Genomic DNA, 16,658 nt, shown 5'->3' with positions numbered 1-16,658 from the left:
CCGAGAGATGCAGACAACCTCTCGCTACGCGTCGAGAACGTCTGCATCTCTCGGAGAGGGACACTCTTTTATTGCACTTCGTTTTGGAACTTGCAGGAAGACTTCCTCAACAGTAGGGTGAGTATGATGTGTAGCGAGATAGTTCATGATTGCTACACGCTGAACAGACGGACGAATACCTAACTCTTTTAATTTGTTATAAACTGAATCCACTGTGTCTATCTTTTATCTATTTATACTTAAATCTCTACTCTCTTTTCATAACAAATCACCCGATTTTATATGGGTGACCACTTTAGTGTGATTGCAAAGGTACACATTTTGCAATAAACTGACAAATATTATATTGGAAAAACTACAGAAGTTTATGTGGATAAGTGGGTTGAGTGGACTGGTGAACCTGCCGATGCGAGACAAGGGAACAGGCTGCTTGTAAGAAAGACATAGTAACAAAGGAACGTTTTTATAGTAACGAAAAGACGTGTGAACAGGCTGCTTGCAGGAAAGACATAGTAACAAAGGAACGTTTTTATAGTAACGAAAAGACGTGTGAACAAGCTGCTTGTAAGAAAGACAGGGTAACAAAGGATCGTTTTTATAGTAACGAAAAGACGTGTGAACAGGCTGCTTGCAGGAAAGACATAGTAACATAGGAACTTTTTTATAGTAACATGTTTTTTTTATCAGTAACAAGTTAAGGGGTAAGCGACTCGGGGAATAGACGAGTGAACAGTCTGCTTGCATGAAAGACATAGTAACATAGGAACGGAAAGAGACCAGTAACAAAACTATTAGTTTATCGACTTGTCGATTTGTTACTATAAAAACGTTCCTTTGTTACCCTGTCTTCTCGATAAGCAGCCAGTTCTCTCGTCTACTTGTTACTATAAAAACGTTCTTTTGTTACCCTGTCTTCTCGATAAGCAGCCTGTCCGCTAATCTGCTTGTTACTATAAAAATGTTCCTATGTTACCCTGTCTTCTCGATAAGCAGCCAGTTCTCTCGTCTACTCGTTACTATAAAAACGTTCCTTTGTTACCCTGTCTTCTCGATAAGCAGCCAGTTCCCTCGTCTGCTTGTTACTATAAAAATGTTCCTATGTTACCCTGTCTTCTCGATAAGCAGCCAGTTCTCTCGTCTACTCGTTACTATACAAATGTTCCTATGTTACCCTGTCTTCTCGATAAGCAGCCTGTCCGCTAATCTGCTTGTTACTATAAAAATGTTCCTATGTTACTCTGTCTTTCTTGCAAGCAGTCTGTTCCCTTGTCCTGTTCCCCTGTCCCAAAATTTTTCTCAGAGTACTTTGTTTAACCATATAAAAGTCTTACTTTTGTATGTGGTAAAAGTTTTTATTGGTATAATAAATAATTTATAAGGATGAAGGAAGTAAGTTATAAGGACTTAAAGTTCAATCCATTCGACCTTTTAGGTAGGGAGTGGATGTTAGTCACAGCGGGTAATGAGCAGGATGGATGTAACACTATGACAATCAGTTGGGGACACCTTGGCTGTATGTGGGGCCATAACGACCCAACAGCAGTGACCTATATCCGTGCCAGTAGATATACAAAGACATTCGTAGACAGGGAAGACTACTTCACACTCTGTGTCATGGACGCATCTTTCAAGAAGCAGATGGCTTATCTCGGTACGGTCTCTGGACGTGATGAAGACAAGATAGAGAAAGCAGGACTGACAAAGGTTTTTGCCGATAATAGTGTTTATTTTAAGGAAGCAAAGATGGTTCTTATCTGTAAGAAAGAGTATGTTGCCGACTTAAAAGAGAGTGGCTTTGTTGATAAAGACATTTTCGAGCAGGCTTATCCAGAAGGAAATCTTCACACGATGTATGTTGGTAAGATAGAGAAGGTGCTTGTTCGTGATGATGAGTATCTGAAGTAATCGCTGTCAATCAGCTGTTTGTCCTACTCTGATAAAGTCTATATGGATATGAGACACGTGTTTATTTTTGTTACTTTATTGCTCCTTGTGGCCTGTAAACCCTACGGTGATTATAAGGAACGTGGGCATTGGAGGCAATTGAAAGAGAACGAACGGATTGGTTTCTATTGGCGGCATAATGATAAAATCTATGCTGCTTTAGGTGACTCGGCTGTCCTTGTCAGATATGTTGAGCCTATGAAAGATGTGGATATCAGCACTTTTTATGTGAATAAGACAATCGACAAGGAGAGTGAGAATTATGCAAAGGACAAGAACCATGTGTATTATCCTTGGCATATGATAGCTGTTGATGCTGATACCTTTGGTTATGAGTATGCTACAGAGCTTATTGTCAAGGGTGCCTTCCCTTCTTCTTTCAGATATATAGGGGATGGGAAAGGAACAGACGGATATACGATGTATAAGTATGGTTGGCGAGAGTAGACAGGTAAACAAGGTGGACGAGTAGACGAGTTAACGAGCTGTTTGTAAGAGAGACAGGGTAACAGAGGAACGTTTTTATAGTAACGAGCAGACAAGCGAACGAGCTGCTTGTAAGAGAGACAGGGTAACAGAGTAAGTAGACAAGGTGGACGAGTAGACGAGTTAACGAGCTGCTTGTAAGAGAGACATAGTAACATAGGAACGGAAGGGGGTGGTAACAGAACAATTAACTCGTTTACTTGTAACGTGTTAACTTGTCAACTTACATGAAAGACATAATAACAGAGGAACGAGTGATGGGTTACATCACAAGTAACTCGTCTACTTGTTAACTCCAGAATTCGTCTACTTGTCCACTACTTATTTACTTAATATCATCGTATGCACGGATAGCTTGGAGGAAGCGAGCGTTGACATCCTCGAAAGTATATAGTCCGTCAGTATTTTGATTGAGGCCCTTCAGCTTCAAAGAGAAAATCTGTGGAGCGTGTTGGAGGTCGAGTAAAGACATCTGCTTGAGCTGGTCAGTACTCTGATAAACGAGGTTTACGGCTATAAAAGTCTTTCCTGTAGCATCAACCCACTTCTCTATAACAAGCTTTGAACCGATAGGTGTCTTCTTCTCGATAGAGTTTGGGAGTGAATACTCCTCTACTCCAAGGGCAGCATCGACGCTGGCAATATTTGAGTCGTGGCCACAGAGGAAGGTAAACTTACGGTCTTTGTCGTTTAACTCATCGTACATATACTGTAGAAGAGGGTGAGCAACGTTGACAGCTACGATAGGTGCTGTGAAAAGAACGTCTCCATAGACATCCTTCACCTTAGCTATTTTAGTCCAATCGTCCGTTGTGAGCTTATGACCAAAGGCTGCCTTCATGCCATCAGGCTCCTCGTAATACTGAAGGATAAACGCATCAGAGGCCGAGTTAGCATTCTTCAACGAACCTTTCATGCCTGGTTCCTGATTAAGTTCGAGCGTGATTTGGGTGTCGTTGGTGGTGAAGTCCTTTACTTCTCCTTTCTTATAATACTCGCTTTGCTTCATGTCTAAGACCTTGGCAATGAGGTCGTAGCTGTCTTTCAATCCCTTGTTGATACCAACAAGACCTTCTTTTCCACCCATGGCGTTGATTTGCTTCATGGCTTCAGAGCGGAAGGCAGGTGTACTCTTAGTAAGGCGTGGGAAGAAGATTGGGTCCATCTTTGAAGGTACATAACGGTGGTTTACACGTAAGCCAGCCACTGGCATGAACCCACTTGAGAAATATTGTGCCGTAGCGATACAGCGTTGCATGGAGTTAGCATACACGTTTACCTCATCAATAGAAGGTACATAATTGTCCTTGAACAGCCCTGTCTCGATGGTCCACTTGCGGAAGAACTGTCCCATCTCAGTCTCTAACACACCACCTCTGAGCGTTAACTCGCTGGCAGCCGATGACCAGTTAGTCCACTCGTGTGGCGTCATCTTGCTCAGTGCAGAACCATTGGTTGAAAGCGGTGAACGGATGTTATGACGAGAGAGGATGACAACCTCTTTTAGTTTATATTTCGCTTTGAAAGCGTCAGAACGCTGAAGCTGTGCCTGAGCCAATACTGGGCAGAGTAGAGCCAGTATCAGAAGGAGGACGAAAGAATTGATTTTTCTCATTGTAGTAATACTTTATTAAGTCATAATTCACAACCCATAGTGTGCGACAATAGGTTGTGAATTATCGGAGTTTTAGAACTTTATCTGCAGACGAGTCTCTAAGATAGAGAACGTATTATTGTTGAATGCAGCGTTGTCAGTGGCCCGTGTGATAGAACCACGTACTCGCCAAATCATGTACTTATTGAGGTAATAGTTGAAAGTCAACGACCAATCGTTAACCTTACCACCGTAGATATTGGCGTCCTTGTCCGTTAAGGTTGAGTAGTTATAGGCCGCAACAAGCTCCATAGAACCTGGGTCTGGGGTGGCAATACCCGCATCTGCCTTGGTATAAGTATAACCTTGACCCTTGAGCAAGTAGCGTACATTACTATAAGCACCCCATGCACTGTAGTTTGGCATGGCGTTGTCACGCTTGATACCTACGTAGAAGTACTGAGCTTCAAGACCAAAGTTACCAACCGCAAGGTTCATTTCTGGAGAGAATTTCCATAGTGCTTTAGCGTCAGAGATGGTAGCCTCTTGAGCTGCGACGTTGGCTATACGTGTTGGGAAAGGAGCTCTTAAGGTGTATGACTTATGGCTGAGAGCAGCAGTCTTGTTGTAACGCGGTGACTCGTAAGCACCACTGATACCGATATGGAAAATCTTACCACGCTCAGTCAATGGGCGCCATACCAATCGTGTCATCGCACCCCATGCCTCGTTACCGAGCTTATCAGTGGTCATCTTCATTGCGTCGTTCTCAGCAAACACTGATGCTGTAGCGTGGAACTTATCGCCAGCATGCACGTACATAGCACCTATCAAACGGCTATTGAAGAAGGCTTGGTTGGCTAAAGGCTCCTCCATCGAAACCTTAAAGCTTGAGGATGTACCGCTCTGGAGGCCATACTGATGTACAAAGTAGCCCATACGAATAAGGTTCTCTTTGTCGAAATTGTAGTCGAGGCTGATGTCCTTGAGAGAAAGACTTTGTCGAGCATAACCGACATCGACCTTAGCTTTCCATTTACCGTAGGTTGCGCTGACTCCCATACGTACGTCTGGGATGGCAACACCATCGTTAAGTTGGTCGTTAAGTGTCTCGTCTGTTGAGTGCATAACGCCTGCATCCATGAGGATACGACCTGAGGGTTTAACTACTAACTTTGGCTCTTCGTCTTGAGCAAAGGCACCTGTACAGGCCATTAAGCCACAGGCTGCCATAAGGATAATTCTTTTCATAGATGTATTTATGTTGTCTATATTCTATAAAATTAGGTTTTCTACTCTAAAGAGAGTGATAGGTTGAGGGAGAGAAAGGAGTTAAGTCTCTGACAGATAGTTGATATCTTCAGACGAAGTTAACTCCTTTCTCGCTTTTTTTTACGACTTAGTTGGCAGCCTTAAAGGTGCTCTTTGCAATCTTACCCTCCTTCTTTAGCTTCGCAAACTCCTTCTTCGCCTTAGCTAACTGCTCTTGGAAAGCAGGGTCAGCATGGAGACGTGCTACGACAGCTGCACTGACAATGCGTGCTGCATCTACGTCGCTCTGCCAGTGATAACCGCAGATAACACGGCTCTGGCCCATCTGGTAGCCACGTTCAAGTATCTCATTTTGACGGTCGACATTAATCTCTGAGAGTACAAGAGCAGTTGCCCAACCGATAGCCGTATGGCCAGATGGATAAGAACCATTGGTTGACAGCTCCTGTTGTTGCTCTGGGTTGCAAGTCATCTCTTTGTAGAAAGCGAATGGACGAACACGCATGTAGTGGTCTTTAGCACTGCGTGTAGCCAAGTCGCCAGCGTCCTCACGCATATTCAAGACGAGCTTGTAGATCTCTGGAGTTGTCTCTTTGCTAATCTTAATACCGAAGGCTTCAGAGAAGGCATTAGGTACTCCGTCGCCACCTACACGTGCGTCAGCTGCTGCTTGGTCGCCACGTGGAGTGTCGCGCTGCATCTTTCCCCACTGATATTGAGCCTGATCGTAAAGGAACTGGATGCTACCTGGCTGCGGAGGAGCAGGGAGCAGTTCGAGAGAACTTGCCTGTTGTCCGTCCTGAAGGTAGTAGAGGTCGGGCTGTGTACGAACGTCTTTAATCTTCTTTGTAGTTGTCTGTGCGAAAGTGGTCACTGAGAACATTGCCAGCAGACCAACGACTAAGGTTTTCTTTGTCATCATAATAGATTTGAATTTATAATTTTGAATTAATTAAAAGACAATTTGTTTCTGTTGTTGCAAAGGTATATGAAAAGGCTAAATAAAAATAGTTGCATCCTATTATTTGCCTAAAATAAATGGATGCAACTATTCTTAATATGCTGGTTATCAGTTGTTATGATTATTCTGATAGCTTTGTAATATAATTGACGATACTACTTGTATTACGCTTACAATAGTCGTCGAGTAGCGTCTTGTTATCTCCTATCTTACTATGATAGAGTCGACTGACAACAGGGTTTAGGTTTCCATAGATACCTAACATCCCTGGCAGGAGTGTACGCTTCACTCTTGGCATGGCAAGCAGCAGGATGAGTACACGCACTTGCTGGCTGTTTACGCTCGTAAAGTGGAATATCTCTTGGCACACTTCTTTGTCTGTTGTGGCAAAGCTAATGAAGAATTGCTCTGATATTTGCGCTATCTGGTCTGTGACATCACGTGTAGCAGAGTCGATGTCAGCAAAGAGTTTTGAATGAAACTTCTTCATTCTCCGCTCTTCATTCTCCTTTTTTATATTGTCGTGTATGGTGGTATATTCTTCTATCAGCTGTTGGAGCGTATTTAAGTACTTGATTTGTGTGATGCGATTGTCGATAGTTTGCAACAGACGCAATAGTACGATACGGTCACGATTGTCGATATCTTTCTCTATTGTTTGCAGTTCGTTTAATAGGCTTTCTGCCATCTCTTCGTAGCCTTTCAGCCGTTGCAATTGCACGATACTGGCTGAGATATAATCGCAAATAACCTTTAACCCCTTCGGAGTAAAGATGTTTTCGTATTGTTCCTTGACCACGATAAAGTCTGAATAGACCTCGGCTATCGTCAGTTGTTTGGTTGCTTCTTGTATATGTTGCAGCCTTTCTCTCATGCCATCGTTCAGTCCGCTGAGGACGAGCGTGCCTTCGGTCGACCGATAGAACTTATCGAGTCGCTCCTTAATCTCTTGTATATGATTGAGCCACACCTCGTTCTTCTTGCATTGTTCGATGATGATTTCGATGTTATCTGTGCTACGTGCTTCTTCCGAGTCGTGTATCATCTGGCTACATTCATACACCTCGTATTGTTGGATGCGGTCGATCTGTTCGTTAAGAAACTTCACCATCTGGAAGGCTGTGTCACGGTTTAGTCGGGCAATGCGGGCCGACAGGTTGGCGAACAGCTCATTGTTAGCTCGCAGACTTTGAGAACTGATATTAATCGTTTCTATCTCATTGCTAATAGCTTCAAGTGTGTTTTGTTCGTTCTCTGTCAGTCTGTCTTTTAGGCCTGCCAACGCTTCTAAGCGATGGCGAAGGTCGTCCTTGCTTAGCTGGAGTTGCCTGTAAGTCAGTGTCTTGTGCCTACGATAGCTGAAGAGAATGATACCTATTATGCTCATCATCGTGAAGAGGATGATACCAATAAGTTGTAGGCTGGGGGCTTTATTATCAAAGGTAACCCACTTGGCAGCCTCCTCTTTGCCTGGAGTCAACAGTATCACGCCAAGGTCAGAACCAATGTAGAGCGTGTTGTTAAGGCTGAAAGCGGCCTGAGCATTGAAGTGTATGTCATCAAAGAAACTACCACAATCGTAGAGTCGGTTGTTTTTTATCTTGTATTTATGTATCCCCATCTCTGGTATCGTATAGACAATACTGTCATTGATACAAAAGATTTGATTGCTTCCATCGGTCCGAATGGAGTCAGCTCCTTGTATTTGAAGATAGTGATTGGTGAGGAGGAGTAGGCGAGGGCGTGGCGAATTGTAGGTGCAGAGACTATTGACAAACACCATGTGCTCGGTTCCTGCGATGCGTTCCACCTGCTTTCCCTTGCTGACAAACACACCATGATTAAGGGTCGAGATGTATATCTTGCCACTTTCTTGGCTTTGATGGAAGGCTGTAATATACCTGTTATTCATCGACTTCACCGTGTCTGTCTTCCCATTACGGCAGTCTACTGACAGCAGATAGTCTTGCACACCGAGTAGTAGTTTGTTTTCATGGGATAGAAGGGCCATCGAGGTGATACGTGTCCTTGGTTGTGTCAGTAGTTGTGGACGCTTGAAGAGCTGGTTGATAAGGTATTGTTCGCCAATGTTGAGCCTGAACACCTGATTATTAGCCGTATAGTAATAGATGTCTTCGCCATCGGCAAACATCTCTTTTGGCAACTCGTCGTCTTCAAAGTCATATACCTTCTTGGCTATGAGTTCGTCGGCTTTCTGGCGAAACAGCTCGTGTTGGTTGTTTACATAGATGAGGTCATTACCCATCCTACATGCTGCAACAACTGGAGGGTTGGCGTTGAAGATGCCAAGATGGTGAGGGATGCGCCATAGAGCGTTCTTTGTAAGGAGGATGGAGAAGCCGTTTCCATCGTCGGCAATGGCTATCCGATGTGGATTGTCGGGTACATTATTGCGGAGAGGAATACTGACAAAACGCTCTAAATTGTCGGATAAGAGTATTCTCGATGATGTAATGAAATAGTAGGTCGAGCCTGCTTTATAAAAGGATAGCACCGACTGGGGCAGTGGAAAGTGCTTGCTGTCAGCTCCGTTGATGTTTTCTATCGTTAGTTGATTGTCAGAAAGAATACAGAGGTGACCGTCATAGAAGGCTACCTTGCGTATATTCTCACCTTTATGACGTAGTTCTGTCTTCTGCGTGTGTAGGTTTATGCTTATTACTCCGGCCTGTGTGGCAGCAAAGAGCCACTTGTCATCAATGGGGCAGAGATTGTTGACCAAGAAGGGTTCGCAACACTGGGTTGCTGACGCCGCTTTGATAGGATAGAGTAGGGTCAGTCCTTGCTGCGGCTGACTGATAGGCATGGAGAAAAGACCTTGTGACGTAGCGACATAGAGGTGCTTGGCTGTTATCGTTATATCGTAGGGAGAATAACGGCTACCCTTGCCAGGAATGTCGTAGGCAAGCTGATGGAGGAGTGTGTCGGTTGCTATATTCCATAACTGCAGACCGGCATTACGTGATGCAATCCAAATCTGATTAGGATGCGAAGGGTCGCGTGCTACGTCATAGATGCGGTCGAGCCCTGTGTAATAACGTTTCCTTTCGTCTCCATTGATATGCCATATAACACCCGTCTCTCCGCCAATCCAATAGCCAGTCTTGTCTATAGACAATGCAGACAAACGGTCGGCATAGTGGAACTCCCGCTCTGATAACGACCGTGAAGGGGCTGTCTCCTTGCAGCCTGTGATAACGAATAGTAGTATCAAACAGAGCCAACTGACAAGAAGATGCACCTTTGCCTGTATATTGTATTCCGTAGTCATTGGATTCAACTTTGTCTGCAAAGATAGCGAATTACTCTGAGAATAGATGCTGTTATCATATATTGTTTGAAGAAAAGTGGCGTCTGAGAGAGTGTTATTGGATGTTTTCTTGGATGGTAGGTGATGATGGGGTGGGTGTTAGATGTTGATGTGTTGGGTGTTAGGTGTTTAATGTTAGGTGTTGATGAAGTGCTTTTGTGGGTGTTAAATGTTTAATGTTAGGTGTTGATGAAGTGCTTTTGTGGGTGTTAAATGTTTAATGTTAGGTGTTGATGAAGAGCTTTCGTAGGTGTTAGGTGTTTAATGTTAGGTGTTGATAAAAAGGTTATGTGGATACAAGTTGTTTAGTATTGAGTCTTAAAGCAGCTTGTAAGTAACAGCATATTTCATACCCACAAAAACAAATATCGTGTACTTTCTCATGGCAGGGTTGGGCTCCCCTCCTTCGGAGGGGTTGGGGGAGGTCCCCACATCCACCTTCTCCCCTTGTCAACATTTTTCGCCCCTCTTATTCATAGTACATGCTCTTTAAGGTGGCAGAAGAGGCCCTTCTACGTTCGAGAACATGCCCTTCTTGCATGCAGAGAAGGCCCTTCTTGAGGCAAGAAGGGCATCTTCTCGAATGCTGTCTGTAATGTGTTGATTACTTGTAGGTTATGATATCGGTGATAGGGGAGGTTATACCCTTGCGTAGAGGGTGTTTAACTCGGTGTTATGTAACGTTTTTTCATGGTTTTATTGGTGTTCTCCGAGATGTGTAATGGGATGCTTGAAACATTATTCGAATGGTTGGATGGACCCTTGAAAGGCTTATCTGTGAGTGTTTTTTACCGCTTTCAAATGTTGTGTAGAGGATTTGTACACATGATGTTGAGGCTCCGTATGATAGAGAAAGGGGGTTACGAAAGGATTATTTTAGGACCATCTTGCGAAAGACTGACCCTCTTGTCGTGGTGTAAATATTCAGTTTATGGGCAGGGGAAACGTTCTTTCTGTTATATGCGTAGGTCGGGGAAGGGAGAAAGACGGATACATTAATAGTGTATATCATGGTAAGACGATATAATGTGTAATGTTTTTTCTGCGATAAAAGTTACTGAACAGTAGCCGACGTGTTTAACGAGAGAGACGAAAAAAGGGGATGTGTCGCCACATCCCCCTCGTCGTTTTAATCGTTTTATCTCTTGTTCTTTTTAAGAATCCGTTGTGCACAATCGGCCAAGACAACGACCGCTCCGGCCAGAATACATACATCCTTGATGACCAGACGACCCGCACCTGTAAGTAACGGGAACCCGTGCTCGCCACTTCCTAAGTCGGGTACCCATACTTCGGGAGTCGTGACAAGGAAGGACAACGTGCCAAACGTCATGAGAATGACAAGTCCTGAACCAACGAAACCAATCTTTGGAAACCAGATACCTAATAAGGTCAAAATGCCAAATGACATAATGGCAATACCTAAACCATGAGAGAAGGTGTAGGTGTTGTTGGCTTCATGCCAGTCGTGTTTGACCTTGTCAAACTCGCCTTCTTTGAGCTTGTAGTCCTTATACTCTGGTGCCTTCTTTGTGTAGAAGAAGCTCATAAACGGACTGTTTGCCACGAATGGCACAATACCCTCTGCCTCATAGTTCCAAAACTTCAACCCACCAATCCATACAAAGATGATGAAGATTGCTATACGTATTAAATGAATACCTGTACCTTTCAGCGATGCTGCGGTATTTAGAACGAAGTCTAATAATAAATTAACTTTACTCATAATCTGTTACTGATTTATATCATGAATTTAATAAACACTCTTTTATATTTCTCTCTGCCAGTTCTTAGCTTTTTGTCCACTATTTTTTTATTTCCCATCTGCTATGTTTAAGCCTTCCACTTACCCTAATTAAGCCTCTTTTTTACGATAAGTAGGCCCTTCACTTACTCTAATTAGACTCCCCATCTATTATGAGTAGGCCTTTTGATCACTCTAATTAGGCTTTCTAATTACTGTGAGCAGGTTTTACTCTACGATGATTTTAAATTTCTTCCATCCTGGATATGGTCTTACCCTATGATAGGCTCACTATTACCCTAATAATGAACTCGTTTTCTCACTCAGAATGTTATCCATTAATCCCCTTGTCCTTTTGTCTTTAGAACTTCGTTAACAGTAGTCTTCCACTCCTCATTTTGAAATCGTCGGCAAAGATATATAATTCCCCGTAAACGGCAAAGAATATCCCTTGTAATTATTACAAAAACTATTATAAATAGTCCTTTTTATCGAAAAATACCATTTTTGTGGTATTAATAGCAATCCCCATTGTGACGAGAAAGTATAATAAATGATAAGTTGTGATTTGCTTGAAAAGTTTTACCTTTGTGGTATCAATAACAACGGGACAACAGTTAGCTGACGACGACGAAGAGTTGTGATTTGCTTGAAAAGTCTTACCTTTGTGGTATCAATAACAACTGCGGTGATACTCAAACAGAACAGGAATTTGTTGTGATTTGCTTGAAAAGTCTTACCTTTGTGGTATCAATAACAACACGAGAACCAAGTGCTTGACCTGTGCCGTTGTTGTGATTTGCTTGAAAAGTCTTACCTTTGTGGTATCAATAACAACACTCATGAAGTCATCTTGAGCGTCAGCAGGTTGTGATTTGCTTGAAAAGTCTTACCTTTGTGGTATCAATAACAACACTATTAGCAGCTACTTTAGCACCAGAGTGTTGTGATTTGCTTGAAAAGTCTTACCTTTGTGGTATCAATAACAACCTGGTTGTTTATCTAATCTTCTTTCAGAATGTTGTGATTTGCTTGAAAAGTCTTACCTTTGTGGTATCAATAACAACTTGAAGGATGCACTTGCGAAGAAGACCCTTGTTGTGATTTGCTTGAAAAGTCTTACCTTTGTGGTATCAATAACAACACGTACAGAAGCATCAGTAGCGAATGCTTGTTGTGATTTGCTTGAAAAGTCTTACCTTTGTGGTATCAATAACAACTGCAAAACAGCGTGAAACTACTTTGCGATAGTTGTGATTTGCTTGAAAAGTCTTACCTTTGTGGTATCAATAACAACCTCTACTCTTAAAACTCTCACTTCTATCGAGTTGTGATTTGCTTGAAAAGTCTTACCTTTGTGGTATCAATAACAACCTTAACAGATGGTAGTGTTTCTTCTCGTGAGTTGTGATTTGCTTGAAAAGTCTTACCTTTGTGGTATCAATAACAACAATCTATTGTTTTCATGTCAAGCAAAAGTAGTTGTGATTTGCTTGAAAAGTCTTACCTTTGTGGTATCAATAACAACTCGTTACTCTTTATTTGTTACTTTGACTTAGTTGTGATTTGCTTGAAAAGTCTTACCTTTGTGGTATCAATAACAACCGTCAATTATCAATCCGCCAATCTTGGCAAGTTGTGATTTGCTTGAAAAGTCTTACCTTTGTGGTATCAATAACAACAATTAACAGAGGGAGCGCCACCAGTATTAGTTGTGATTTGCTTGAAAAGTCTTACCTTTGTGGTATCAATAACAACTACAACACTCTCACCCTTAGTCATAGACTGTTGTGATTTGCTTGAAAAGTCTTACCTTTGTGGTATCAATAACAACTAGCATGGAAGTCATCTTCATACAAGCCATGTTGTGATTTGCTTGAAAAGTCTTACCTTTGTGGTATCAATAACAACTAATCTTGCTCATACAGGCCATGCACAAGTGTTGTGATTTGCTTGAAAAGTCTTACCTTTGTGGTATCAATAACAACTTTCGGACGAGTTGACGGAAATCATCCATAGTTGTGATTTGCTTGAAAAGTCTTACCTTTGTGGTATCAATAACAACAGAATCCCCTAAATGTATCTTGACTAATTGGTTGTGATTTGCTTGAAAAGTCTTACCTTTGTGGTATCAATAACAACACTTTCTCTTTTTGTACCCAAAGATGTTTTGTTGTGATTTGCTTGAAAAGTCTTACCTTTGTGGTATCAATAACAACAAATCTTAGAGTAGGATGAGTTACAAAGCGGTTGTGATTTGCTTGAAAAGTCTTACCTTTGTGGTATCAATAACAACTGCAATATCAAACATACAGGCTGAGTATGCGTTGTGATTTGCTTGAAAAGTCTTACCTTTGTGGTATCAATAACAACTTAAATTCCCTGTATTATGTCTCTGATTGTGTTGTGATTTGCTTGAAAAGTCTTACCTTTGTGGTATCAATAACAACTAGCCTAGCAATGGGTGACTTAATAGCATGGTTGTGATTTGCTTGAAAAGTCTTACCTTTGTGGTATCAATAACAACGCTGCTATCTGCATAGATAGCTGTCATGCGTTGTGATTTGCTTGAAAAGTCTTACCTTTGTGGTATCAATAACAACACGAGAGCCGAGAGCTTGACCAGTACCTCTGTTGTGATTTGCTTGAAAAGTCTTACCTTTGTGGTATCAATAACAACTATACCCCTTGTTATGCTTCGCAAGGAAATGTTGTGATTTGCTTGAAAAGTCTTACCTTTGTGGTATCAATAACAACTATAAGTATACCAGCAGTCACAGAGAGCTGGTTGTGATTTGCTTGAAAAGTCTTACCTTTGTGGTATCAATAACAACTTACAGTAAATACCATTTATGCACATGCGAGTTGTGATTTGCTTGAAAAGTCTTACCTTTGTGGTATCAATAACAACTAGATATAACAAATAAGGAATGTTTTTTAGGTTGTGATTTGCTTGAAAAGTCTTACCTTTGTGGTATCAATAACAACATGAAGCGATTGAATGTACTAAGATCGCTGTTGTGATTTGCTTGAAAAGTCTTACCTTTGTGGTATCAATAACAACAGATAAAGAATTTATATGCCTGAAAAACACGTTGTGATTTGCTTGAAAAGTCTTACCTTTGTGGTATCAATAACAACAAAAAAGTTCGGGTCGAAGATCCAAAAACCGTTGTGATTTGCTTGAAAAGTCTTACCTTTGTGGTATCAATAACAACCCGCTACGCTTTAAGGTGCTATCGCTATGGGTTGTGATTTGCTTGAAAAGTCTTACCTTTGTGGTATCAATAACAACATAACAGACTGGAATGTAGTAACAATATTAGTTGTGATTTGCTTGAAAAGTCTTACCTTTGTGGTATCAATAACAACGAACTACGTTTTTTCAATATTAAGGTTCTGTTGTGATTTGCTTGAAAAGTCTTACCTTTGTGGTATCAATAACAACAAATAATACGCTTTTTTCTTGCACAAACTGTTGTGATTTGCTTGAAAAGTCTTACCTTTGTGGTATCAATAACAACAGGAGTAGTCTGAACGGTATTGTCCTCATTGTTGTGATTTGCTTGAAAAGTCTTACCTTTGTGGTATCAATAACAACGGACTGATAACACCACCGAGGAAGATGTAAGTTGTGATTTGCTTGAAAAGTCTTACCTTTGTGGTATCAATAACAACCCTGCTATCGGTGGGACTCTTTTTGTGAAAGTTGTGATTTGCTTGAAAAGTCTTACCTTTGTGGTATCAATAACAACAATGTCGTTCGGCAGAGGACGGCCAGACATGTTGTGATTTGCTTGAAAAGTCTTACCTTTGTGGTATCAATAACAACGCGTAGATGGGAATAACCACTCCCCATACGTTGTGATTTGCTTGAAAAGTCTTACCTTTGTGGTATCAATAACAACTGATATGTGGTAAAGCATTGTGTGTTAGCGACATATAAAGTTGTTGTAAAAATAAATTTTGATCCACAACTCAAAATCCCATTCCTTTTGAATGGGATTTTTTGTATTGTATATTGATTAAAGCGACTGTATTGTAATATATTGCTGTCCGATAAAACCACTATATGCTGCAATATTCTCTCCCAACCCTGCTGAAATACTCATGATTAGTTCTAATTTCAAATACCCCCCCCTAGACCAATGACAGCTCTTCTGGCGGGGCTTTTACCTGGGTAATCAATCTTTCCCAATCTCTATGTTGCTGCTCAAAGAAACTTTGTATTGATACATAACTCATAAGTAGAATTCTTATCATTGTAGCCAAGCCTGAGAAGCTCCAGGGTCTCTTTATTTTATTCTTCACAAGTGTTATAAACAGATTGGCTATAAGTGTAATCCATATTTGTATTTTTATAGCATTCGCCCTCTCTCCATAGAAGTATCTTAGAGGAAAATTCTGTTTTAATTGCTTAAATAAGTTCTCTATTAGCCATCGTTTCTTATAGATAGCTATTATATCTTCTGCCGCCATCTGATAATCATTGGTCAGCAGAGATATATAATCTGATTTTCCCTTTCTTGGTCTTATTCTGATATGTGATTTTTCTTGTTTTATGGTAGATATCTTTTTTCCTTTGTATGCTTATGGAAGAGAATGTTTTCTACGTGTACAACTCCATAATCTGTAGTCATCTCGTAATCTGTATCAGCAATTCTTTCAAAGCTAAGATTATTTTTCCAAATGGAAAGAAATGATGTTTCAACGAAAAGCCTTGTAGAGTAAATATGAGGGTGCTATGATTTATAATTTTTTTTCTGTGTGTCTCTTAGCACACTATAAGTATGCAAATTTTTATATAATCAATTTTGCTGTCATTCTTGTCATTTCTCCTCCATGAATAAATTCCTTGATTACAATGAGTTAGAAGCGAATGTTAAAATGACAGCAAAAGTAATCAAAATTAATTTCATTGTTTTGATACTATGAATTATCTATTTCCTTTCTTCTTTTTTAATGATATTGGGCTGTTTTAAAATAGTTCTAATTGTTGTCCAGCAGCATTTGGAGTTTGTGTCTTTTGTCCATAGAAGAGTTGAATGTTGGCGAATTGTTTGTCAGTGATGCAAAGTATCCCTACTTTTCCTATCTTAGGTAATAATGCACGAACACGTCTCATGTGTACTTCTGCATTCTCCATACTTGCACAATGTCGTACATATATAGAAAACTGAAACATAGTGAATCCATCCTTTATAAGGGATTTCCGGAAATCTGTATAGGCTTTCTTCTCTTTCTTGGTTTCCGTTGGTAGATCAAAGAATACAAGAATCCACATAATTCGGTACTCACTGAAGCGCTCAAATCCTGACATATAAGT

General features: G+C 41.0%; 9 protein-coding genes, 1 pseudogene and 1 CRISPR repeat array. Of the genes and pseudogenes, 2 read left to right on the top strand and 8 right to left on the bottom strand.

Annotated features, from left to right (window positions below; all coding sequences use genetic code 11):
• Positions 1-78: 78 nt before the first annotated feature.
• Positions 79-213: pseudogene (locus CHB62_RS15240) on the bottom strand (transcriptional repressor); the annotation flags it as partial.
• A gap of 1,167 nt (positions 214-1,380) precedes the next feature.
• Between CHB62_RS15240 and CHB62_RS10230 the strand changes: the two are divergent.
• Both CHB62_RS10230 and CHB62_RS10225 read left to right on the top strand, forming a co-directional pair.
• Positions 1,381-1,905 (top strand): flavin reductase family protein, encoded by a 525-nt coding sequence (locus CHB62_RS10230; protein WP_089366760.1) that lies wholly within the window; start codon positions 1,381-1,383, stop codon positions 1,903-1,905.
• Positions 1,906-1,953: 48 nt separating this feature from the next.
• Entirely contained in the window at positions 1,954-2,391 is a 438-nt protein-coding gene (locus tag CHB62_RS10225; protein WP_089366766.1) for a hypothetical protein, read from the top strand.
• A 364-nt stretch (positions 2,392-2,755) separates the two neighbouring features.
• Here the strand turns inward: CHB62_RS10225 and CHB62_RS10220 are convergent, their stop codons facing one another.
• From CHB62_RS10220 to cas2, 7 genes are all read right to left on the bottom strand, one after another.
• Entirely contained in the window at positions 2,756-4,045 is a 1,290-nt protein-coding gene (locus CHB62_RS10220) for a histidine-type phosphatase (RefSeq protein ID WP_089366759.1), read from the bottom strand.
• Between the two features lie 72 nt (positions 4,046-4,117).
• Positions 4,118-5,275 carry an OprO/OprP family phosphate-selective porin gene (locus tag CHB62_RS10215; RefSeq protein WP_089366758.1) on the bottom strand — a complete coding sequence of 386 codons (1,158 nt, stop codon included), beginning with the start codon at positions 5,273-5,275 and terminating at the stop codon, positions 4,118-4,120.
• A 148-nt stretch (positions 5,276-5,423) separates the two neighbouring features.
• Entirely contained in the window at positions 5,424-6,215 is a 792-nt protein-coding gene (locus tag CHB62_RS10210; RefSeq protein ID WP_089366765.1) for an acid phosphatase, read from the bottom strand.
• Positions 6,216-6,378: 163 nt separating this feature from the next.
• The gene (locus CHB62_RS10205; protein ID WP_176414865.1) at positions 6,379-9,549 is read right to left on the bottom strand and encodes a coiled-coil domain-containing protein; all 3,171 of its coding nucleotides are present in this window, start codon (positions 9,547-9,549) and stop codon (positions 6,379-6,381) included.
• Between the two features lie 1,177 nt (positions 9,550-10,726).
• Positions 10,727-11,314 (bottom strand): DUF417 family protein, encoded by a 588-nt coding sequence (locus CHB62_RS10200; RefSeq protein WP_009013302.1) that lies wholly within the window; start codon positions 11,312-11,314, stop codon positions 10,727-10,729.
• A 578-nt stretch (positions 11,315-11,892) separates the two neighbouring features.
• A CRISPR array of direct repeats spans positions 11,893-15,240; the repeat unit is 47 nt; unit sequence GTTGTGATTTGCTTGAAAAGTCTTACCTTTGTGGTATCAATAACAAC.
• 232 nt (positions 15,241-15,472) lie between these two features.
• A complete protein-coding gene (locus CHB62_RS15235; RefSeq protein ID WP_368073618.1) occupies positions 15,473-15,829 on the bottom strand; it encodes a transposase in 357 nt (118 codons plus the stop codon).
• A gap of 481 nt (positions 15,830-16,310) precedes the next feature.
• Positions 16,311-16,652 (bottom strand): CRISPR-associated endonuclease Cas2, encoded by a 342-nt coding sequence (cas2, locus tag CHB62_RS10180; RefSeq protein WP_089366755.1) that lies wholly within the window; start codon positions 16,650-16,652, stop codon positions 16,311-16,313.
• Between the last annotated feature and the right edge of the window lie 6 nt (positions 16,653-16,658).

The sequence above is a fragment of the Prevotella jejuni genome, assembly GCF_900187995.1.
Classification (GTDB): Bacteria; Bacteroidota; Bacteroidia; order Bacteroidales; family Bacteroidaceae; genus Prevotella; species Prevotella jejuni.
This window is presented reverse-complemented; position numbering and strand designations above follow the sequence as displayed.

Bases quoted from the DNA above. Each gene is read 5' to 3' on its own strand.
- cas2 (WP_089366755.1), bottom strand. From the start codon at position 16,652: ATGTCAGGATTTGAGCGCTTCAGTGAGTACCGAATTATGTGGATTCTT.
- CHB62_RS10230 (WP_089366760.1), top strand. From the start codon at position 1,381: ATGAAGGAAGTAAGTTATAAGGACTTAAAGTTCAATCCATTCGACCTT.
- CHB62_RS10215 (WP_089366758.1), bottom strand. From the start codon at position 5,275: ATGAAAAGAATTATCCTTATGGCAGCCTGTGGCTTAATGGCCTGTACA.
- CHB62_RS10205 (WP_176414865.1), bottom strand. From the start codon at position 9,549: ATGACTACGGAATACAATATACAGGCAAAGGTGCATCTTCTTGTCAGT.
- CHB62_RS10200 (WP_009013302.1), bottom strand. From the start codon at position 11,314: ATGAGTAAAGTTAATTTATTATTAGACTTCGTTCTAAATACCGCAGCA.
- CHB62_RS10225 (WP_089366766.1), top strand. From the start codon at position 1,954: ATGAGACACGTGTTTATTTTTGTTACTTTATTGCTCCTTGTGGCCTGT.
- CHB62_RS10210 (WP_089366765.1), bottom strand. From the start codon at position 6,215: ATGACAAAGAAAACCTTAGTCGTTGGTCTGCTGGCAATGTTCTCAGTG.
- CHB62_RS10220 (WP_089366759.1), bottom strand. From the start codon at position 4,045: ATGAGAAAAATCAATTCTTTCGTCCTCCTTCTGATACTGGCTCTACTC.